16 protein-coding genes and 5 pseudogenes are annotated in these 19,817 nt (G+C 69.3%); 12 read left to right on the top strand and 9 right to left on the bottom strand.

The genetic code is table 11. The annotated features are described in order from the left end of the window. Positions 1-109: 109 nt before the first annotated feature. Positions 110-646 carry a hypothetical protein gene (locus tag SCK26_RS00595; RefSeq protein WP_318199222.1) on the bottom strand — a complete coding sequence of 179 codons (537 nt, stop codon included), beginning with the start codon at positions 644-646 and terminating at the stop codon, positions 110-112. A 266-nt stretch (positions 647-912) separates the two neighbouring features. On the opposite strand from SCK26_RS00595, the gene SCK26_RS00590 reads away from it, so the two are divergent. After that, positions 913-1,071, top strand: coding sequence for a hypothetical protein (locus SCK26_RS00590; RefSeq protein WP_318199221.1), 159 nt, complete (start codon positions 913-915; stop codon positions 1,069-1,071). Here the strand turns inward: SCK26_RS00590 and SCK26_RS00585 are convergent. Together SCK26_RS00585 and SCK26_RS37885 are read right to left on the bottom strand one after the other, a co-directional pair. After that, positions 1,061-2,962: an alkyl/aryl-sulfatase gene (locus SCK26_RS00585; RefSeq protein ID WP_318199220.1), complete on the bottom strand. Its 1,902-nt coding sequence runs from the start codon at positions 2,960-2,962 to the stop codon at positions 1,061-1,063. The genes SCK26_RS00590 and SCK26_RS00585 overlap by 11 nt on opposite strands. Positions 2,963-3,415: 453 nt before the next feature. Then, the gene (locus SCK26_RS37885; protein WP_412080688.1) at positions 3,416-3,847 is read right to left on the bottom strand and encodes a phosphotransferase; all 432 of its coding nucleotides are present in this window, start codon (positions 3,845-3,847) and stop codon (positions 3,416-3,418) included. Between the two features lie 946 nt (positions 3,848-4,793). On the opposite strand from SCK26_RS37885, the pseudogene SCK26_RS00575 reads away from it, so the two are divergent. Together SCK26_RS00575 and SCK26_RS00565 are read left to right on the top strand one after the other, a co-directional pair. Beyond that, positions 4,794-4,946, top strand: a pseudogene (locus SCK26_RS00575) (tetratricopeptide repeat protein); the annotation flags it as partial. Between the two features lie 360 nt (positions 4,947-5,306). Continuing rightward, entirely contained in the window at positions 5,307-6,764 is a 1,458-nt protein-coding gene (locus SCK26_RS00565; RefSeq protein ID WP_318199219.1) for a hypothetical protein, read from the top strand. 14 nt (positions 6,765-6,778) lie between these two features. Here SCK26_RS00565 and SCK26_RS37880 read toward each other — a convergent pair. Then, positions 6,779-6,879 (bottom strand): annotated as a pseudogene (locus tag SCK26_RS37880) (IS5/IS1182 family transposase); the annotation flags it as partial. 27 nt (positions 6,880-6,906) lie between these two features. Between SCK26_RS37880 and SCK26_RS00560 the strand changes: the two are divergent. Together SCK26_RS00560 and SCK26_RS00555 are read left to right on the top strand one after the other, a co-directional pair. Beyond that, positions 6,907-7,242 (top strand): annotated as a pseudogene (locus tag SCK26_RS00560) (transposase); the annotation flags it as partial. 994 nt (positions 7,243-8,236) lie between these two features. Next, positions 8,237-8,917: an SMI1/KNR4 family protein gene (locus tag SCK26_RS00555; RefSeq protein WP_318205880.1), complete on the top strand. Its 681-nt coding sequence runs from the start codon at positions 8,237-8,239 to the stop codon at positions 8,915-8,917. 254 nt (positions 8,918-9,171) lie between these two features. Here SCK26_RS00555 and SCK26_RS00545 read toward each other — a convergent pair whose 3' ends face one another. Then, on the bottom strand, positions 9,172-10,089 hold the full coding sequence (locus tag SCK26_RS00545; RefSeq protein ID WP_318199218.1) for a hypothetical protein: 918 nt from the start codon (positions 10,087-10,089) through the stop codon (positions 9,172-9,174). 893 nt (positions 10,090-10,982) lie between these two features. On the opposite strand from SCK26_RS00545, the pseudogene SCK26_RS00540 reads away from it, so the two are divergent. Continuing rightward, positions 10,983-12,295: pseudogene (locus SCK26_RS00540) on the top strand (transposase); the annotation flags it as partial. Positions 12,296-12,340: 45 nt separating this feature from the next. On the opposite strand, the gene SCK26_RS00535 reads toward SCK26_RS00540, so the two are convergent. Beyond that, entirely contained in the window at positions 12,341-13,099 is a 759-nt protein-coding gene (locus SCK26_RS00535; RefSeq protein WP_318199217.1) for an SDR family NAD(P)-dependent oxidoreductase, read from the bottom strand. Positions 13,100-13,245: 146 nt separating this feature from the next. Between SCK26_RS00535 and SCK26_RS00530 the strand changes: the two genes are divergently transcribed. Further along, on the top strand, positions 13,246-13,881 hold the full coding sequence (locus tag SCK26_RS00530; protein WP_318199216.1) for a TetR/AcrR family transcriptional regulator: 636 nt from the start codon (positions 13,246-13,248) through the stop codon (positions 13,879-13,881). Between the two features lie 221 nt (positions 13,882-14,102). On the opposite strand, the gene SCK26_RS00525 is transcribed toward SCK26_RS00530, so the two are convergent. Then, positions 14,103-14,702, bottom strand: a complete 600-nt coding sequence (locus SCK26_RS00525; protein ID WP_318199215.1) for a TetR/AcrR family transcriptional regulator — start codon at positions 14,700-14,702, stop codon at positions 14,103-14,105. Positions 14,703-14,800: 98 nt separating this feature from the next. Between SCK26_RS00525 and SCK26_RS00520 the strand changes: the two genes are divergently transcribed. The 3 genes from SCK26_RS00520 (at position 14,801) to SCK26_RS00510 (ending at position 17,609) form a co-directional block, all read left to right on the top strand. Continuing rightward, a complete protein-coding gene (locus tag SCK26_RS00520) occupies positions 14,801-15,829 on the top strand; it encodes a zinc-binding dehydrogenase (protein ID WP_318199214.1) in 1,029 nt (342 codons plus the stop codon). Next, on the top strand, positions 15,829-16,431 hold the full coding sequence (locus SCK26_RS00515) for an NADPH-dependent F420 reductase (RefSeq protein WP_318199213.1): 603 nt from the start codon (positions 15,829-15,831) through the stop codon (positions 16,429-16,431). Before SCK26_RS00520 ends, SCK26_RS00515 begins: the two co-directional genes overlap by 1 nt. Before the next feature lie 65 nt (positions 16,432-16,496). Next, positions 16,497-17,609, top strand: a complete 1,113-nt coding sequence (locus SCK26_RS00510; protein ID WP_318199212.1) for an alkene reductase — start codon at positions 16,497-16,499, stop codon at positions 17,607-17,609. Positions 17,610-17,624: 15 nt separating this feature from the next. On the opposite strand, the pseudogene SCK26_RS00505 reads toward SCK26_RS00510, so the two are convergent. Further along, a pseudogene (locus tag SCK26_RS00505) lies at positions 17,625-18,115 on the bottom strand (IS5 family transposase); the annotation flags it as partial. Between the two features lie 186 nt (positions 18,116-18,301). Next, positions 18,302-18,859 carry an alpha/beta hydrolase gene (locus tag SCK26_RS00500; protein WP_318199211.1) on the bottom strand — a complete coding sequence of 186 codons (558 nt, stop codon included), beginning with the start codon at positions 18,857-18,859 and terminating at the stop codon, positions 18,302-18,304. Positions 18,860-18,992: 133 nt separating this feature from the next. On the opposite strand from SCK26_RS00500, the gene SCK26_RS00495 reads away from it, so the two are divergent. Then, positions 18,993-19,274 carry a hypothetical protein gene (locus tag SCK26_RS00495; protein WP_318199210.1) on the top strand — a complete coding sequence of 94 codons (282 nt, stop codon included), beginning with the start codon at positions 18,993-18,995 and terminating at the stop codon, positions 19,272-19,274. After that, a complete protein-coding gene (locus tag SCK26_RS00490; protein WP_318199209.1) occupies positions 19,271-19,708 on the top strand; it encodes a hypothetical protein in 438 nt (145 codons plus the stop codon). Before SCK26_RS00495 ends, SCK26_RS00490 begins: the two co-directional genes overlap by 4 nt. Positions 19,709-19,817: the final 109 nt, after the last annotated feature.

Raw genomic sequence — 19,817 nt, 5'->3', positions numbered from 1 at the left:
GGCCCGCCTCACATGCTTCGACCTTCCGCTCCCCAGCGGCTTCCGGCCACGAAGGCTGGGCCGTTCGGGTGAGGAGTGCTCGTGCCGGCAGGGAGCCGTTGGGGGGGATCTACGAATCCAGGCGCAGCCCTGTGAGGGACAGGTTGCCGCCGTACTGCGCGAGGGGGGAGACGGTGGTGTCGGTGAAGGCGATCGTGCGTGCGGGGCCGGCGGGGGCCAGCCAGGCGGGAACGGCGTCCGGAGTGATGGTGACGGGCCGGTTCCCCGGGAGCGGCGTGCCGCCGAGGGCCGTGACCGTGCCGGACAACGCGCTGATGTAGAGGGTCACCACGCCCTTGCCGCCGTCCCCCTTGAGCGTCGATGTGGTCGTGGGCCCGGTTCGCAGCCGGATCGCCGCGTCTCCGTTCCCCGCCGTGAGGCCGAGACCGAGGGCCTCCAGCGACCGGACGGTGAACTTCAGTGCCCGCCGGGCTCCGGCCGCGGTGGGCACGGTGACCGTGCCGTGGAAGATGACGGCGCGCAGGACGAGCCGGTCGGCATGCAGCGTCCAGGGGGTGCGCGCCGACCGCGCCGGTGGCCGGTCGAGCGGTGCGGCGGAGCGCCTGGGCGGGGGTGTCGTGGTTGCTCGCGGGGTGCCCCGGAGCACCCGGGCGGTGGGTGTAGGGATTGCCGCGGGGCCGGAGGTCGTGGGCGTGGGGCTGGTGGAGTGGTGTGGGGTGGTGCCGGGAGACGGCACACCGGACTGGGGTGCCGGTGCGGTGCGCGTGGGGGGGGCGGCGACGCGTTCTCGTCCGACGTGGGGCTCGCTGTGGCACCGGGGGCGGGGGGTGGGCTCGTCGTCCAGGGGGTGGGGAAGTGTGCAGGGTCAGGGGGAGGGTGGCGGCGGCCAGTGCGCAGAGGGCGGGTTGAGACGTGCGGGGGATCGAGAACAGCCCCGTCACCAGTCCCGCACCCACGTCCGCGGGCTTCGGCTTCCCCGGAGCCGGCAGCAGTCGTCGCGTGATCACCCGGCTCTTCACCTCGATCGCCCGGCTCTTCACCTCGGCGGCCTGTCTGCGGCTCACGGCGTGACGATGGCGAAGTCCGGGTCGGGAGCGGCGAGGTGGGCGAACAGGTCGGTCAGCCGGCCGATGTCTCCGGTGACCGTGACGGTGTCCCGGGCCGCCAGCTCGTCCGGGGTGAGGGTGCCGAGCAGGACGGCCCGCAGGTCGCTCTCTGTGAGGGTGATCTCGGTGTCCGGTTCGGCCCCGTCCGGGCTCGCGGCCCTGACCTGGGTGAGGACGCCGTTGCGCAGCCGCTGGGTGACCGGCTCGCCGCCAGCCGGGTTCCAGCGCACGGTGATGTCCGCGTCCCAGCTGCGCGGGCCGTCCACCCGGATGGCGAGGGCGTCGAAGAGCTGCTCCAGGGACAGGGCCGCCAACACGTCGGGCGAGGCGGTGACCGTGGGGGTGCCGACCGAGCCGTGACGCAGCTCCAGCGCGCCCATGAGGTAGAAGTTCCGCCAGGTGCCGTTCTCGCTGCCGTACCCGAGTTGTTCCAGCGCGTCGGCCTGGAGCGCGCGGGCTTCGGCGTTGTCCGGGTCGGCGAAGACGACGTGGTTGACGACCTGGGCCACCCAGCGGAAGTCACCGGCGGCGAACGACTGCTGGGCCCGGCGCAGGACTTCGTCGGCGCCGCCCATGAACTCCACGTACCGTTGCGCGGACTTCGCCGGCGGGTACTCCCACAGATGCGCCGGGTTGCCGTCGAACCAGCCCATGTACCGCTGGTAGATGGCCTTGGTGTTGTGGCTGACCGAGCCGTAGTAGCCGTGGGTGTGCCAGGCCCGTTCCAGAGCGGGAGGCAGTGTCATCTCCTCGGCGATCTCCAGACCGGTCAGGCCCTGGTTGAGCATGCGTACGGTCTGGTCGTGGAGGTAGGCGTACAGGTCGCGCTGCTCGCTCAGGAACGTCAGCACCCGGTCGCGGCCCCAGGTCGGCCAGTGGTGGGAGGCGAACGCCACGTCGCTGGATCCCGCGAACAGGGTGATGGCCTCGGTGAGGTAGCGGGCCCACACGCGCGGGTCGCGGACCTCCGCACCCCGCAGGGTCAGCAGGTTGTGCAGGTTGTGGGTGGCGTTCTCCGCCATGCACAGCGCCGCGTGGTCCGGGAAGTGGATGTTCAGCTCCGCGGGCGCCTCTGTGCCCGGGGTGAGCTGGAAGACCATCCGGATCCCGTCGACGGTCTCCGTCTGCCCGGTGCGGGTGATGTCCGCCGTCGGCGGGATCAGGCCGACCGCGCCGGTGGACGTGGTCTGCCCGAGGCCCGCGCCGATCTGCCCCCGCCCGCCCTTCGGCAGTGCGGCACCGTACATGTAGGCGGCGCGCCGGCCCATCGCCGTACCGGCGTAGACGTTCTCGCTGACCGCGTGCTCCAGGAAACCGTGCGGGGCGAACACCGGCACACCGCCGGCGACATCCTCCTCCGTGACGACGCCCCGGACGCCACCGAAGTGGTCGGCGTGGCTATGGGTGTACAGCACGGCGCTCACCGGGCGCTCACCCCGGTGGGAACGGTAGAGGGCCAGCCCCGCCGCCGCGGTCTCGGCGCACAGCAGTGGATCGATGACCAGGATCCCTCGCTCCCCCTCCACGATCGTCATGTTCGACAGGTCGAAACCGCGCACCTGGTAGATGCCCTCGGTCACCTCGAACAGCCCGTGGTCGGAACACAGCCTGCTCTGCCGCCACAGGCTGGGATTGGCCGTCTCGGGGCAGTCCTGGTCGAGGAACCCGTACGCGCACAGGTCCCACACCGCGCGCTCGTCCCGGCCCTGGATCACGCTCTCCGCCGCTGTGCCCATGAAACCGCGCCGCGCGTCCTCGAGATCCCGCTCGTCGTCGAAGGCGAACCGCTCCCGCACAGCCGTGTTGGCCTCCGCGACCTGGCGCTCCGCGGGCTTGGCATCGGTGCTCTGCGTCATGTCGATTCCCTCGCAGGCTAGGTGGGAGGGCCGCGGCGACATGGGCGGTCGCCGCCGTAACCACCCTCGCCTCGCCTGTACGTCCGCACGACCGCACGTACTCCGTCCGGGGGTACCGCGACCGGCAGGGCACGGCCCGCGACAGTACGCGCAGTGGGCGGACCTGAGCCTCTCACCACATGGAGAAGCCCACGCCACGCGGCACATTTCCGAACCAGGCGCAAGGGATCGGCATTCGTGTGCAGTCACAACGAGTAGCCACAGTCGGGCTACGTATCGACGGCTCCCGGGCGAAGAGAAGGCATCGTGGACACGACACCCCGCCATCTCGCGACGCCGTGCCCATAGCGTGCCCTTCGGAGCGGACAACCATGGTCAGCAAGGGTGCGAATCCGTCCCTCCGAGGCACGGACAGCCTGCTTTTGTGGTTCTGTCCTCGAACGTCCAGGCCGGTCAGTTCAGCAGGGCAGCTGTGAACGTCTGACGGTGGTTCACCAGCCAGGTCGACATGCGGTCCCGGCGTTCCCACCCACCGCGCTCGGCCGACGCCTGGAGATAGCCGGGGTCTCCGCCGGCCACGCGACGGGCGGTGAAGGCCCGGCAGACCTCCGTGGCCTGCTCGATGACGCCGGGCAACTCGGCGTGGTCCCTAGCCGAGAGGCCGGAGCTGTCGGCAAGAATCCGCAGCCGTGCGGCCGCATCCAGCCCGGGAGGATAGAGAGCGGCCGGGAACTCGCCATCAAGCATGGGCACCCAATAGCGGGCGGTCATGGCGATGTCCCACAGAGCACGGCCCGGGGCCGCCAAGTCGAAATCGATCAGGGCCGCGGCGCGACCGTCGCGGAAGACGACGTTGTCCGGGCACACGTCGTTGTGGCACACCATCGTTCCCCCTCCGGGTCGGCGAGGTCCGGGGCCACTCGGCGCGGGTGTCGACCGCGACGGCCGCGCTGGTCTCATGCAGACGCCGCAGCAGCCTCTCCACCGAGTCGAGGGCAGAACGTGTCATCGCCCGGTCAGGGAACGGCGGCAGAGCCACGTCGCCAGGGATGAAAGCCAGCTGCTCATGGCCATCCGCGGTGAGACCGACAGGGGTCGGCGCCGCGTCGAAGCCGTGCTCCTTCAGCTCAAGGAGATAGGCATGGAGGGCGCGCGCGTTGCGCGGTGCCGGCCGCTCCACCAACTCCCCTCGGCGGAAGACTGCCCCCGCGTTCGCCATGCCGCCGACCAGCGCCTCGTCTTCAGCCGTCATAGGGATCACGCCATCGCCGGATCGCTCCCGCGCGGGCCGGGCTGCACACGACGTGGATCAGCGCTAACGAGACCTGCCAGTGCGAAACGACAGATCCGCCAACGGTCATCGCCACCAACGGCCTGCCCGACCCCGAGCAGTGCACCCCCTGGGAGGAGCTGCGCGAGGCGCACCTCGCCCGCCTCGCCCGGCCGTCGCCTGATGGCCCCTGCTCCCCGCGCCCGCGGGGATGGTCCCCCGTACCCGGGCTGCACCCGCAGCGTCACCTGCTGCTCTCCGCGCCCACGGAGACCGCGAGCGCAGGCCGGGGCTCGCGAGGCAGATGCTGAACGCACCGTCCCCTGCAGCACAAACTCCTCAAGGCGGGCTGGTGCCGGCGACCACGGCCACCCTGTTTCCGCGCGGCCCACCGACCCACCTCAGACCTCGAACCTCGCGGATACAGCTGACGCCGGGCGGGTTTTCACTGTGTCAGTTCGCCGGCGACCAATGGGGAGCGTTGGCGGGCGAGAGACACCCGCCGCTGCGGGCTGCGGCCCAGCAGTCACCGGTGTGCACGGCGTCGACGTTGGAGCGGTCGGCCTGGACCGCAAGAGAACGCGGGTGATCGTGCTCGCCGACCTCGGCCACGTCCAGCTCAAGCGCGGCAACACCGAGACCGCCCTCGCAACCTGGAGCGCGTTCCTCGACTGCGCCGACGGCGTGCAGTCCGTCCGGATCAACGAGGGCCTGATGCAGCTCGTCCGGCCCGCCGGCACCGACCGGCCGACCTGATTGGTGTACTAGGCGGCGGATGTACGTCCGAGCCCCCCGGCGAACACCCCTTCGCCCCACTCAACTGGCGGTTCCTGCGGCGAGCCCGCTGTTCCACCCGCGGCATCGGCACAGCCGTCCAAGCCGTCCGCACTCTGCTGACCTGCACATATTCAGGATGAAAACGGTTCACGAGCGTCGAGAAGCGCTTTCACCGTGTCCGATCGGTTCATGTCGCGCGCGGGGCTGGACGATGTGCTGGATCCGGCCGGATGAGGAATGCTCGGCGTAACTATCCGAGGAGATACCGGCGCATCCAGGAAAAGCTCAGGAGGTTGCGTGATCGTAATGCCCGATACGGCGGACGGGAATTATGCGCACCAGGCTCTGGTGAATCGCTACCATGAGTTTCTCAGCGCACCCAGGATTGCGGAGCTGACGCATAAGCAACTGGTAACCGGTCAGCGATCTCTGGGGTTGATGTACGGGGATCGGCCTATGACGCGTGTGCTGCGTCCTCGGCTGATGCCGGCTGCCGAACATCAGTCTGTTGCTGAACGGGGTCGTCTAGTCGCACGTGCAGCACGCAGGCTGGCCTCGCATCTTCTGTCTCCCGGCGGCGGACTGCCCGCCGCCGTGCGCGACAGTGTCGTGCTCGATCCGATTGAGAGGGCTCTGGCCCGCGTGCCGGGCCCGGGGGAGGAAGCCGGCCTGATCGGGCGACTGGATGGATTCGGCAGCGGGCAGGAGGTGCGCTTCGTGGAGTACAACGCCGACAGCTGCGCATGTGTGATCGTCCAGGAACAACTCGCGGGCATCTACACCTCCACGGCCGCGCTGCGGGGTCTGAGTGAAAGCGTCAGCCTCCAGCCCGTTCCCATGCTGGAGCGCGTCGTCGACCTGTTGCTCAGTGCCTGGCATGCTGCAGGTGAGCCGGGGGCCAACCCGTCTGTGGCGGTGGTGGACTGGCCGGAGGGCGCGTGGGCGGGTGAGTTCGACCTGGTCTGCTCCGCTTTCCGGGACAGAGGCGTGCCGGCGCTGGTATGCACGCCTGACGATCTGTCCTTCTCGCGCGGCAAACTGACGGCCCGCATCTCGGAAGGAAGGCGGTGCCCCGTCACGCTCGTCTACCGGCGCGTGCCCGTCTTCGAGCTGTATCGCAGGCTCGGCCCCGATGTGTTGAGCCATCCGCTGGTGAAGGCGGTGGCAACAGGCGCTTGCGCGGTCGTCAACCCACTGGCGGCGGGACTCTCCCAGCGCAAGGCGGTGTTCGGGCTCCTGAGCGATGAGCGGGTGCAGAGCTGGCTTCCCGACGATGAAGCGGCCGCGGTGCTCCGTCACGTGCCGTGGTCTCGCTCCGTCCGCCCTGGCCGCGTCCTGTATCAGGCCGAGGACGTCGATCTCTTGCAGTTCGCCCATGAGCACCGTAACCGCTTGGTCCTCAAGCCCGACAACGCCGGCGCCGGCTATGGTGTGCTTTGCGGCTGGGAAACCTCGCCCAGTTCCTGGGACGCGGCCCTCGGGAGAGCTCTCCTGACCCCCCACGTGCTGCAAGAGCGCGTTCGCGCCCCGACAGCCGAATATCCTCTCCTCATCAACGGCCGGCTCTCATTTCACCGACTCATCGAGGGCACCGATCCTATGCTGCTGGGCGACCTGGTCACCGGCTGCTTGACACGCATCTCAACGAACGCGGTCATCAACGTCTCCGCCGGCGGCGAACTCCTCCCGGTATTCACAGCCACCCTCCCGCCGCGGGATCGGTTAATCGACCCTGCTCGCGCGAAGCGGCCATGAAGTACGACCGTGTCCTATGTGGTGAGTCGGACGAGTCGCTTGTAGCAGCAGAGAGCGGCAGCGAGGCCGAGAACGACAGGGAGTCGGGGGGATGGCGTTCGTAGCGGTGGTTGAGAGTGTGTCCTGCGTGGTGAGGCGGACGTTGGCCCGGTATGGCGCGGGAACGTGGAGCTGGATCGTGCCGACGGCTTGTGGGAGATCGCCGTTGATTCCGGGGCAACGGACACGGCCACAGGGCGGGGGAACGTAGAACGCGCCTGATGAGACGGTGTTCGCGGTCATCGTCTATGTGCTGGTCAGCGGGTGCGCCTGGCGGTCGCTGCCGCCCTGCTCCGGGATATCGAAGTCGACCGCCCACCGCCGGTTCCTGATCTGGTCCGGGGCGGGCGTCTGGGGAAGGCTGCACGAAGTCGTGCTGCACCGCCTGGCCGACGCCGGGTTCCTGGACGTCTCCCGCGTCATCCTCGACACCGCGCACGCCACGCCGCCGCACGCGGCCGGAACGCGCCGGCCCTGGCTGGGGCCGGGCCGCGTGTCCGCCGCCGGGCCGGTTCGCGAGACCGCCGGTCGGTCACCAGGCCCGCCGCTGTCGCGCCTGTGGCGCTGCCCGGCGGGCGCCTTGGCCCTTCCCGTGCCGCGCGTGCCGTGCTGGTCGCCTGTCGCCTGTGGCCTGTCGCCTTGCCGTCGTCCGCTGTCGTTTGCCGGGCCCTGTTCGCTCCAGCGCGTCCCGGACCGCCGCGTCCGGCGCGCCGTCGTGTAACCGGTCGCAACGGGGGGCGAAGCCGTAGCAGCGGGCGAAGGCCGGCCACCTCGGATCGCCGTGCTTGCCCTCGGTCGCGGGCAGCTCCTAGCCGCGTACCTGCTCGTAGGTCAGCAGCACCCGCCCGGTGTGGCTCCAACAGCCCGTGCGCGCGAGCCAGTCGTGCTCGATGTCCTCGCCCGAGCAGTCGATATCGCCGACGTTTCTCCGGGGCGTCCCGGGTGTGTGGCTGGAGTTTCCACTGATCAGAGGCGGTCCGCGGCAGGGCGCCGATGGAGGCGGGCTGGTCCATGAACTCGATGTTCCACTGGTCGATGTCGTCGGCCAGGCCCTCGGTCTCCTCGTCGAGCCGCTGCCGCAGTTGCCCGGGGCGACGGGCCTCGACCTTGACGGTGATGAGCGGCTAAGCCGCGACGCCACCGAGCTCACCGTGCTCGCCGACCCCCTCACCGCCCATGGCCTGGTCCTGGAGATGCCCGCCGGGCCCCTGCCCGGCCTCTGGGACTCCGCCGACACCGCGGCGGCCGCCGCCCGCGACGAGGCCTTGGCGCTGTTGGAGGAACTGCACGCCGCCCGCCACGGTCAGACCGGTCAGCGCTGTTGGGTCCGGCAGGTCCGACTGTGCTTGATCAGGCCCGGCGGCCGGGTGGTCGGCCGCCGGGCCGGCAGTCCCCGCGCCCCAGGTGTCGGTGGCTGCACGTACGGTCTGTGCATGACTGATCAGTGGTGGGCGGGCGTGCGTCAGCGGGTCGAGGCGGCGGGTGCAGGGCCTTTTGGCAGCAAGGTGTTCGGTGCATCGGGGCACAGGTGGATCGTGGAGGACCCGCTTAGCGAGGGCGAGCTTTCCGAACTCGAGGCTCAGACGGGCGTGCGGCTGCCAGAGGAGTACCGGACCTTCTTGCTGCACGTTGGCGCAGGTGGCGCTGGCCCCGCGTACGGCCTGTTCCCGGTTCGGCGCGTGCAAGGCCGCTGGCGTTGGGAAGGTGACGGCGCGGACCTGGCCGACCTGTCGAGGCTTGCCGAGCCGTTTCCCGACCAAGGCCCGGACCCGAAGCTGGTCGACGACCTTCTTGCCCAACGCCCCGAGGAAGAGGATTTCGACGACATCGAGGACTTCGACGACGCCATTGAGGCGTGGGACGAGCGGTGGGAGGTCACCATGTTCGCCCCGCAGCGCACTGCCGGTGCCATCGTGATCTCCCACCTGGGCTGCGCCCAGAGAGAGTGGCTGATCATCAGCGGCAGCCACCGTGGCACAATTTGGTCCGACTGCCGGGTGGACGACGTCGACCTCGCCCCGCTACTCGACGACGACGGTACACCGGTGACGTTCGCCCGCTGGTACACCGACTGGCTGGAGAAAGCCGAGCGCACGGCACTGTCGGCACCGTAGGTCCGTCGGTCTGTGCTGTTGAGCGTTGCGGTTGGTCAAACGGGCTACTGACGTCGGCGTCAGGGTGATGATGGCGGAAGGTCTAGGGAGAGGCCGGTTCCCGCGAGGAATCCGTCGAGGACGTCGCGGCCCACGCGGGCTTCGGCGCGGCCGTCTCCCTGCGCCGGCACCTCTCGGCGGCGATCGGCGCCTCCCCGGCGGCCTACCGGCGAACCTTCACGGGCTCCCTGCCGCGGGTCTGGCAGCCGCGGGTCTCAGGCTTCGATACGCACCCAGGTGCGGCCGGCGCGGAGAAACAGGGTGCCGTCGCGGCCCTGGCCGCAATGCATCACCACCCGCCCGGGCACCCGCACCCGCTCCTGGCCGGTGGTGACACACACGTCGCCAACCAACTCCGCGCGGGTCACGGTGGTCCTGCGCTTGTAGTGGTCGCGGCTGGTCAGGACCACCCGTGTGCCGCGCACGGCGAATCCGTCCGGGGTTTTCACCGGGCTGCGGTAGCTCGCGACTTCGCCGGTGGAGGGTGTGATCCTGGTGAGAAAGGTTCCTTTGGGGCTGTACCAGACCAGCCACACTGACTCGCCTTCCGTGGCGGCCGTGCAGCCCTCCAGCGGCCAGTCGGGAAGTCTCCCCTTCGGCGCCCACGTGGCGACACCCCGGGTGTTCCAGCCCGCCAGGCCGGCCGCGGACTCCGGGTGGCCGCCGTAGACACCCTCGTCGCCGTAGGCGGTCCAGATCCCCCCGCTGCGGTCGGTGACCAGGGCCGGAATGTCGTCACCGAGGCAGAAGGAGCCCTCTTGTCGACCCTCGGGGGAGTACACGACGGCGTTCGCCCGCCAGTCTCCCTCCGCGTCCCGGCGGGTACGGCCCGACGCCAGCAGGAACCGGGATCCGGGGAGCAGGGCCAGATGTCTGGGCCGCATGTCGATCCCTTCGACCGGGATGCGCCGCTGCTCCTGCCCTGAGGTGATGACCAGTTCCCCGTCGAAGGGCGTCTCGACATGCCATCCGACCCACCCGCGGGGATACTTGTCGCGGCTCAGGTACCTGCGCTGGACCAGCATCACGGCGAGTTCGCCGTCCGGTCCCACGGTCCACCACAGCGCACGCCACCCCGCCTGGACGTCCTCGGGGGACAGCCTCCACGCGATGGGCAGCTCGTCGATCGTCATGGAAATTCACCTTTGGGACTCCGGGGGCCTACGCCGCCCGAAGATCGCCACGTTACAGCTTGGGGCAATCCCCACCCCCACCGGGGGAGCGGCGGATCGTTCACCCGCCGGGCGACCGGGCCCGGCATGCTCGCCCCGGTGCGCTTGGCCGTCGTGGCCGCCGGCATGAAGTGCGCGGGTCGGGCGTGTGGGCCAGGGGGATGCAGGATGTCCAGTAGAGGGGGAGACCCCCGCCCGGCAGGTCCCTCCTCCGCACGCCTGCGGCACCTGCAAGACGTGCTGCCGGGCTGCCGGACGGCGCCCTCGATCCCGCGCCGCCCCGCGGGCGTGTGCCGCATGGCCAGCGGGCGCCGCGGGTGCTGTGGACGTTGAGAGGGCGGATGGCCGCTTGCCACCGATACCTGGGGTCCGCTCCAGCCACTCCTCGCCGCTGGGCGCGAGGCCCTGCGGGACCGCGGCAACGTCGGTGGTCGGCACCTGTTGGGGAGCACCCGGTCCATCCGTCCAGGGAGCGGCGGAGGGTGTCGTGTTCTTGCCGGTGTTGGCCGCTTGGCTGACGGGTGGTGACACGGCTCTGGGCGGGCTGTTCGGCGCGTACCTGGGCGCCGTAAGTGGTCTGCGTCGTAAATCCTTCGGGGGTTGACTTCGAGGCTGGGCGTCGGTGTTCGTGGTCAGGTGGCGAGGTGGTCCGGCAGGCGGTGTCAAGGGCGTTCTCGGGGGTGCCGCCGGGACTGCCGGTGGGCATAGATCTCCTTCACAACTGGTGTGGTTGATCCACACCGGAAACGAGCACCAGCCCTACGGGGGGTGGGCTCCGCATGAGTCTGGCCGGTTTCCCACCGCGGCCACGAAGCGGTCACTGGAGAGCTGTGGATAGGGGGATGGCGGCGTGGCGCGCGGTTATCGCGATGATTCCGCGCGGACGGCCGAGCACTTCCACCGGGTTCCTCGACGCCTTCGTGCACCTCGGCGACGGCACGACCCGGATGAAGGACCTGCCGACCTCCATGGTCGCGCTGCTGGTCTCCGAGGCGTGCAACATCGGCCTGGCCCCGGTGGTCAACCCCGGCTACGAGGCGCTGACCCGGGCCCGCCTCGTGCACGTCGACCAGTACTACCTGCGCGCCGACACCATCGCCGCGGCGAACGCCGCTCTCATCGCTGCCCAGGCCGACATCCCGATCGTGCAGTTCTGGGGAGAGGGGCTGCTCGCCTCCGCGGACGGGCTGCGCTTCGTCGTCCCCGTCCGCACGATCAACGCCGCCCCGTCGCCGAGGTACTTCGGGTTCAAGCGGGGCATCACCTGGCTCAACGCCGTAAACGACCAGGTCGCGGGTATCGGGCAGATGGTCGTGCCCGGCACGCCGCGCGACTCCCTGCACATCCTGGACGCCCTGTTGAACCTCGACGGCGGGGTGAAGCCGGAGATGGTGGCGACCGACAACGCCTCGTACTCCGACATGGTGTTCGGCCTGTTCAAGATCCTCGGCTACAACTTCAGCCCCCGCTTCCGCGACCTGGACGACCAGCGGTTCTGGCGGGCCACCATGCCCGGCGTCGAGACCGGCACCTACGGCCCGGTGGAGGACCTGGCCCGCAACCGGATCAACCTGAACAAGGTGATCACGCACTGGCCCGACATGCTGAAGGTCGCCGGCTCACTGGTCACCGACCAGGTCCGCGCCTACGACCTGCTGCGCATGCTCGGACGCGACGGCCGCCCCACCCCGCTCGGGTCGGCGTTCGCCGAGAGTACGGGCGGATCGCCAAGACCGAGCACCTGCTACGCGTGGTCGACCCGGTGGACGACACCTACCGACGCCAGATGAACCGCCAGCTCACCGTCCAGGAGTCCCGCCACAAGCTCGCCCGCGACGTGTGCCACGGCAAGCGCGGCACCATCCACCAGGCATACCGCGACGGCATGGAGGACCAGCTCGGCGCCCTCGGCCTGGTCCTCAACGCCATCGTGCTCTGGACGACGCGCTACATCGACGCCGTCGTCACCCAGCTCCAGGCTGAGGGCCACGGACTCCGCGAGGAGGACATCGCCCGGCTCTCCCCGCTCAAGCAACGCAACCTGAACCCGCTTCGCCGATACAGCTTCACCGCCAGCACCCCAGCCGCAGGCGCCCTGCGCCCACTGCGCGACCCGAACGCGCCCGAGCTGGACGAGGGTGAGGACGAGTCGGTCGGCTCGGAGTGAGTTGGGGCCGTCACTGCCTGCTTCCCTACCGGCCGTCGCCCGGCGTCACAGGAGGGCGCCGCCGGAGACCTCGATGCGCTGGGCGGTGACCCAGCGCAGTCCCTCGGAGGCCAGCGTGGCAATGGCGTCGCCGATCTCCTCAGGTTCGCCGACGCGGCCGAGCGCGGTCTGCCCGGCCAGAACCTGGCGCATTCCGGCGTCGTCCCGCATCGCTCCGCCGTTGAAGTCGGTGGCGGTCGGCCCCGGGGCGATGGAGTTGACCCGGATGCCGCGAGGTCCGAGTTCCGCGGCGAGGGTGCGGCTCAGAGCTTCGACGGCGGCCTTCGAGGCGGAGTAGACCGAGGTGGCGGGGCTGGTGTGGCGGGTCAGTGACGTCGAGACGTTAATGACCTGGCCGCCCTGGGCCAGCAGCGGCACGAGCGACTGGATGAGGAAGAACGTGCCCCGGACGTTGGTGCCCATCACCGTGTCGAAGTCGTCGATCGTGACAGTCTCCAGCGGCCCGAAGACTCCCACTCCCGCGTTGTTGACCAGGATGTCGAGCCGCGAAGTCCCCCAGCGCTCCAGCTGCGCGCCCAGTTCGGAGGTGAAGGACGCGAAGGAGGAGACGTCGCTGATGTCGAGCCGGAGAGCAGCGGCCGTCCCACCCACGGCCCGCACCTGTTCCACCGTCTTCTCAGCCCCGGCCGCATCACCGCGGTGGGTGACCACGACCCGCACCCCGCGTGTGGCCAGGGCGATGGCCGCGCTGCGCCCGAGGCCGCGATTCGCACCGGTCACCAAAGCGATCTTGTCAACTGTCATGAACTTCCTCCACCGTGCGACAACCAGGATGTGCCCAGGTGCCACAGCTCAGATGCGAGTCACTCGACTCGCCTTACTGCTGCACCGTAAGCGTGCCCCCGAGGCGAGTCAAGTGACTCGCCTCGGGGCTGCGGCATACTCTCCGCATGGCAGCAGAACTCACCGCACATCACCGCAGGCTCGCCCAGCAGAAGCGCGAGGCGATCACCTCCGCGGCCACAGAACTGTTCTTGGACCGTGGCTACGACGGCACCTCCCTCGCCCGGATCGCCGAAGCGGCCGGGGTCTCGAAGTCCACCCTGTTCAAGCAGTTCCCCACCAAGGCGGCCCTCTTCGAGGCCATCGTCACCGAGTCCTGGCAGCGCGACGCCGGCGATACCGCCGCGCGGCCGCAGGCGGGAGATCTGCGCTCCGGGCTGACAGTCATCGGCCACCGCTACGCCGACCTGATCGGCCAGCCCCGCATGACAGGCCTGTTCCGGATCGTCATCGCCGAACTGCCTCGTTTCCCCGAGCTGGGACGGATGCAGTTCCAGCTCGGCAAACTGCCCTACTTCGCCTCCGTCCAGCACTACTTGGAATCCGAGCATGAGGCGGGCAACGCCGATGTGCCCGACACTGAGAGCGCCGCGAACCAGTTCCTCGGCATGATCGCTAACTACGTCCTGTGGCCCCGCATGCTTCTGACCGGCTGGAACCCCGCAGCCTCCGACATCCACAACGCCGTCGAAGAGGCTGTCCAGACCATGCTCGCCAGATACGCCCCCAACCCGCCGGCCTGACCCGAAGCCGGAATTTCCACACTGCCGCGCAATGCCAAAGACCGCGGCGCCTTCACCCGCGATACCTGTCCGCCATCGTTTGACGACAGGGCGGCGCAGCTTGATCCATCCGCCCGCCGTCAGCTCGGGTGGTGCCAGGAGAACGAAGTCTTGGCAAGCTGCCGTGACCGTGCGGCTCGCCGCCGGACGGGACGACGCAGGGCCGGCGGGTGCGAAGCCGGTCAGTCGAGAGGGTGGGCGCGGCAGGTCCGCAGAATCTCGTCGGACAGTTCGGGCTGGACGTGGCTCACGGCGCGGGCGAGGGCCATCGCCCCTACGAGTCGGCTGAGCAGCAGCACCGCGCGCTCCCGCGCCTCCTGTGAGGTGATCTCCCCTTCGTGCTCGCGGGCGAACTCCTCGGCGAAGCCGGTGAGGTACCCCTCCACGCCGGCCGCGTAGACGCTCTGGATCGTGTCGCTGTGCCGTCCGGCGTCGATGACCAGGGAGGCGGAGGGACAGCCGCCGTCCGGGGCATCGCGGTGGGCGGCCGAAAGATAGTTGTCCACCACTCGCTTCAGCGGTGGGCCGGTGAGACCGGCGCCTTCCTCAAGGAGCTGCTCCAGGGAGCCCAGAGAGGCTTTGAACGAGGCGCCGCACGCCTCGGCGGCCAGATCGTCCTTGGACGCGAAGTGGTTGTAGAAGCCGCCGTGGGTCAGGCCCGCTTCCTTCATCAGCTCGGCGATGCCTACGGCATCGACGCCCTTCGAGCGGAACATGCGCCCGGCCGCCTCGACGATGTTCTGCCGGTTCCTGGCCTTGTCTTCCCTGGTGATCCGCGGCATGGCCGCCCTCCTGTCTCGGCAGTGCTTGACGTTTTCGATGTTACCCCTCATCATTCTTTTTAATGATGATCAACATTAAAAAGTGAGTGGAGGCGCCTATGCGCACCGTGGAGTACACGCGGCAAGGGGAAGCCACCCAGGTACTGACGCTGAGGAAGGAGGCCCGCCGGCCGACTCCCGGCAGCGGAGAGGTTCTGGTCCGCATGCTGGTCCGGCCCATCCATCCGGGGGACCTGATCGGTGTGGAGGGTCTGCCGGGGCAGCCCGAGCAGCAGTCGGGGACCCGGACTCCCGGAGTGGAGGGGATGGGCGTCGTCGAGAGCGTCGGAGCGGACGTCCGCACACTGCGCCCAGGTCAGCGGGTGGCGGTTTTCCCGGCCCCGGGAACGTGGAGCGACTTCGTCGTGGTCCCAGCCGATCTGGCAGTGCCGGTGCCGGACGGGGTCAGTGACGAGACTGCAGCCCTGATGCTGGTCAACCCGCTGACGCTGTGCATGCTCTACCGCGCGATGGAGAAGGCCCTGCGCGGGCACACGGGTCCGGTTCTGCAGACCGCCGCCGGCTCGTCCATCGGCAGGTTGGTCAGCGCAGCCGCGGTCCGGCACGACCTGCAGTTGATCAACCTCGTGCGCAGCACCTCCGGTGCAGAGAAGATGCGGACGTTGTACCCCTCCCAGCCCACGATCGCGACATGCGACGACGACTGGCAGGAACAAGTCCGCCGCCATGCCGGCGAGCGGGGCGTCCAGGTGGTCCTCGACTGTGTCGGCGGTTCCATGACCCAGGACCTCGCCGAACTGCTCGCCGACGGGGGCACTCTGATCTCCTACGGACATCTGAGTTCCGGCACGACATCGTTGGAGGCGCTGCCTCTCGTGGCGCGGGAGCTGACGGTGCGGGGAGTGTCGATACTGCGCTGGATGAGCCGCGCCCCCAAGGACCGGGCTGAGGATGTCGCCTTCGCCAAGGACCTGGCGCAGAACACGCCGGACCTGCTTGACGTCGCGGCCAGCTACGACCTCGCCGACTTCAAGGCGGCCATCGAGCACGCCCGCCGCCCGGCCAAGAGTGGCACCGTCCTGCTCACCACACCGCGGACGGCCGACTCCGGACACGGGGCCGCCTGATGAAGATCGGAATGCTTGGAGCCGGCGCAGTCGCCCAGGCCATCGCCCGGCACGCGATCCGTCACGGCCACGAGGTCGTGCTCAGCAACAGCCGAGGACCTGCCTCCCTGGCCCCGCTGGTCAAAGACCTCGGCGCGCTCGCAGCAGCCGCGCCTCCTGCGGAGGCCGCCGCCGCGGACCTCGTCGTGCTCGCCGTCCCCTGGCCGCGGATCCCTGACGCCGTCGCCGGGCTCCCCAGCCTGGACAACACCATCGTCATCGACGCCACCAACCAGTTCGCCTCCCTTTCCCCAAAACCGGAGATCGCCGACCTGGGCGACCTCACCGGCAGCGAATACGTGGCCTCCCTGCTTCCCGGCGCACGCGTGGTCAAGGCATTCAACGCCCTCTACGGGCAGTTCATCGCAGCCGATCCCCGCCACGAGGCGGGGCGTCAGGTGCTGTTCCTCGCCGGCGACGACGCCGATGCCAAGAACACCGTGAGAGACCTGACCTTCGAGTTCGGCTTCGCCCCCGTCGACCTCGGAACGCTGCGCGAGGGAGGACGCCTCATCCAGCTCGGCGGTCCCCTGTCCGCCCTTCACGCCCTCAAGCAGGACTGATCCCACCAACCCGCTCGTGCTCCTCGTGTCCGCGCGGAGCGCCTCCCCTCACGAAAGAGATGTTCATGTCCGACCTGACCTCAGTACCCGGCACCCAGCCCCTCCTGCAGCCTGTTCAACTGGGCGCGCTCAAGCTGCCCAACCGCGTCGTCATGGCTCCCATGACGCGCTCCCGAGCCGACAACGAGGAACTGGCCCCCACCGCCCTGCACGCCACCTACTACACGCAGCGCGCCGGCGCCGGCCTGATCATCAGCGAAGGGACCTGGGTCAGCACGGACGCGATCGGCTTCATCAACGTCCCGGGCATCTACACCGACGCCCAGACCGCCGGCTGGGCCAAGGTCACCGAGGCTGTGCACTCCGCGGGAGGCAGGATCGTCTCGCAACTCGGCCACGCCGGCGCCGCCTCCCACCCGGATCACCACGGCGGCAGGCTCCCCGCCGGCCCTTCAGCGGTCAATCCCCACGAGATGTCCTTCACCCCCGACGGCCCGAAGGACTCCCTCACCCCACGCGCCATGAGCGCCGCAGAGATCGCCACCACGATCGGCACCTACCGGCAGGCAGCCGCCAACGCCCTGCGCGCCGGATTCGACGGCCTGGAGATCCACGCACAGGTGTCCCACCTCGTGGCCCAGTTCCTCAACCCACGGCTCAACCAGCGCACCGACGCCTACGGCGGCACCAGTGAAAAGCGGGCCCAGTTCCTCCTCGACATCGTGGACGCCGTCGCCAGCGTGTGGGACAGCGACCGCATCGGAATCAAACTCTCGCCCTACTGGAATCACGGACCTGCCTTCACCGCGGACGCCGAGACGCTGGACGAGTACGACCAGCTCCTCAAGCGCCTCAACGACAGCAACCTGGCCTACCTCCACCTCCTCGGCCCGGAACCCGACACAGGAACCGACACCTTCACCGCATTCACCCGCTACCGCGCCCACTACCACGGCGCCGTCATCGCCAACCTCGGCTTCACGCAAGCGCGCGCCAACGCGCTGCTCGAACGGCAACTGGCCGACGCGGTTTCCTTCGGCGCCCCCTTCATCGCCAATCCAGACCTCGTCGATCGATTCACCCACGGCCACCCTCTCGCCGCCGACAACCGCGACACGCACTTCGCGGGTGGCGCGGAGGGATACACGGACTACCCCACAGTGATCGGCTCCTACTAGGCGTTGTTTCCGGGATCATGTGCGGAGCCAGATCATGAGGGCTGCGAGGGCGACGGTTCCGAGGTAGATGTAGGCGCGTTCGTTTCTCGTAGCGTGTGGCGACGGCGCGGAAGCCCTTGAGGCGGTTGATAGCGCGTTCGACGGTGTTGCGCTTCCTGTAGTGCTCGCGGTCGAATCCGGTGGGCCGGCCGCCTCGGGATCCTCGGTTCTGCCGGTGTCTTTGCTGGTCGAGTCGTTCGGGGATGGTGTGCCGGATTCCGTGTCGCCGCAGGTAGCGGCGGTTGCTGCGGGACGTGTGGGCCTTGTCGGCCAGCACACGGTCGGGCCGGGTGCGGGGCCGTCCGACTCCGGTCCGGGGCACGGAGATCTGCTCCAGCACATGCTTGGCCTGGGGGGCCGTCACCGTAGTGTCCTGGTGTCAGGACGAAGGCGAGTGGCCGGCATCGGCCGTCGGCGACGAGGTGGATTTTGGTGGTGAATCCGCCGCGGGAGCGTCCCAGGCATTCGCCGATCTGACCACCTCCTCTTGTTCAGGTTGACCCGGTGGCGGGCCAGGTCCTCCACCGGGCCGTAGGTGCCGGTCTCGACGCCGGGCATGGTGGCCCGCCAGAGCCGCTGGTCGTCCAGGTCGCGGAAGCGGGGGGGGGGGGGCTGAAGTTGTAGCCGAGGATCTTATCGGCGCCCGCAGGCGCTCAGTGATCTCCCTCCGAACCTCGCCGCCAGGCATGCCGCCCGTGGTAGAGGCCATGATCACCGGCTTCGTTGCGGCGGCGGTCCCCGTGCGAGATCAGCCCCGGCTCCATGTACATGCCGGCGACGGCTGCTACGGAACGCATACTCTGATCGTTGTCCGCGGCCTCAATGACGGTGGTGCCCGAGGTGCACACGCCCAGGAGTCCCGCCCCCGAGACGTCGGACCGGGCTTCCAGGAAGCGCAGCGCGGCCGACATGTCAGCGGCCTTGGACTTCAGGTCCTCGTATTGGCGGATGGCGCCGCTGCTCTCACCGTAGTTGCGGTAGTCGATGGCGAGGCCGATCACGTCTCTGCGGGCCATCTCACCGGCGTAGATCCCACTCACCTGTTCCTTCACGGAGGAGAACGACCCACCGACAGCGACAGCGGGGTAACGCTTGGACGCGTCGAGGTCTTTCGGCAGGTAGAGGTGGGCCACGACGGTCCCGTCTCCGCTGGGGAACTCGACGGTCTGAGGTGCGAAACCGTTGGTGAGTGCGCCGAGTTTCTGAAACATGTCGATTCCTTGTTCGAGGGGGGTGGCCGGGTTGACGCGGCGGGCACCCTCGGGGGTGTATCAGGTAGCCAGGGCCACTCTGTGCTCCTCGGTCGTTGCGTTCCCCGCGCCGTCAGGGCCGTAGCCGGTGGCCGTGCGGTGTCCGCCCGCCCTCCGGCTGCCCGGTCTCGCCGGTCTCGGGCCACGGCTCGGGCTCGACGCGCCACGGCTGGACCGCTGCCAGCCGTCATGCGCGCGCACCGACCGCCACGCCGCCGGACTCGTGGCCAAAGCGGAAGCCCTGGAGAAGCAGTCCGTCTCCGAGGCGCTGCCAGGGCCGCTCGCCGAGAGGCTGGCTCGACGTGCCGGGCAGTTGCGTGAGATGGCCGAAGGCCACGAATACGACCGCACCGACCACGAGGAGCCGACTCCATGAGCCCCGCCTCCGATGAGCGCGACCGCATCCGCGCCGCGATACACCGCATCCTGAGCGGTACACCCGAGCACTCGAACGGTGCGCTGACAATCGTCGCGCTCGCGGCCGAGGCCCAGGTTCCCCGCAACGCGCTTACCCAGCGGCACACCGACCTGAAGAACGACTTCTACGACAAAGTCCGTGAGCGCGGCGGAGTCCCCGACAGCGAGCGGCTTCGCAAGCAGATCACAAAGCTGAAGGAGCTCCGTGCCGCTGATGCTGCCGAACTCCGCCAGCTCAAAACCGATGTCGAAGCTCTCGTCGGAGCGCTCCAGGCGCCCCAGGAGGAAAGTCGATTGCTACGTGCACAACTTGCCCACCCAGATGCCGGGGTTCACCGCCTGCCGACGCCGAGACCAGTGCGGCCGGACAGGACGCCACCCGACCGCGACTGAGCGGACGCCTGGTCTTGAGGTAGCCGACCATATGTCAATGAAGTTGATCCGCCTCTGGTCAGACGGAAACAAGGCCTCAGCGGTCAGAGACGCGCCCAGCACCGTTGCG

Origin of the sequence: Streptomyces sp. SCL15-4 (assembly GCF_033366695.1) — a bacterium.
In the GTDB taxonomy this organism is placed as follows: Bacteria; Actinomycetota; Actinomycetes; order Streptomycetales; family Streptomycetaceae; genus Streptomyces.
The sequence above is the reverse complement of the archived record's forward strand: the minus strand, read 5'-3'. Positions and strand labels throughout refer to the sequence as shown.

Excerpts from the sequence above, each read along its gene's own strand:
- SCK26_RS00535 (WP_318199217.1), bottom strand. The coding sequence starts at position 13,099 with ATGACAGTTGACAAGATCGCTTTGGTGACCGGTGCGAATCGCGGCCTC.
- SCK26_RS37885 (WP_412080688.1), bottom strand. The coding sequence starts at position 3,847 with ATGGTGTGCCACAACGACGTGTGCCCGGACAACGTCGTCTTCCGCGAC.
- SCK26_RS00490 (WP_318199209.1), top strand. The coding sequence starts at position 19,271 with ATGAGCCCCGCCTCCGATGAGCGCGACCGCATCCGCGCCGCGATACAC.
- SCK26_RS00555 (WP_318205880.1), top strand. The coding sequence starts at position 8,237 with ATGACTGATCAGTGGTGGGCGGGCGTGCGTCAGCGGGTCGAGGCGGCG.
- SCK26_RS00545 (WP_318199218.1), bottom strand. The coding sequence starts at position 10,089 with ATGACGATCGACGAGCTGCCCATCGCGTGGAGGCTGTCCCCCGAGGAC.
- SCK26_RS00510 (WP_318199212.1), top strand. The coding sequence starts at position 16,497 with ATGTCCGACCTGACCTCAGTACCCGGCACCCAGCCCCTCCTGCAGCCT.
- SCK26_RS00520 (WP_318199214.1), top strand. The coding sequence starts at position 14,801 with ATGCGCACCGTGGAGTACACGCGGCAAGGGGAAGCCACCCAGGTACTG.
- SCK26_RS00525 (WP_318199215.1), bottom strand. The coding sequence starts at position 14,702 with ATGCCGCGGATCACCAGGGAAGACAAGGCCAGGAACCGGCAGAACATC.
- SCK26_RS00585 (WP_318199220.1), bottom strand. The coding sequence starts at position 2,962 with ATGACGCAGAGCACCGATGCCAAGCCCGCGGAGCGCCAGGTCGCGGAG.
- SCK26_RS00500 (WP_318199211.1), bottom strand. The coding sequence starts at position 18,859 with ATGTTTCAGAAACTCGGCGCACTCACCAACGGTTTCGCACCTCAGACC.
- SCK26_RS00530 (WP_318199216.1), top strand. The coding sequence starts at position 13,246 with ATGGCAGCAGAACTCACCGCACATCACCGCAGGCTCGCCCAGCAGAAG.
- SCK26_RS00515 (WP_318199213.1), top strand. The coding sequence starts at position 15,829 with ATGAAGATCGGAATGCTTGGAGCCGGCGCAGTCGCCCAGGCCATCGCC.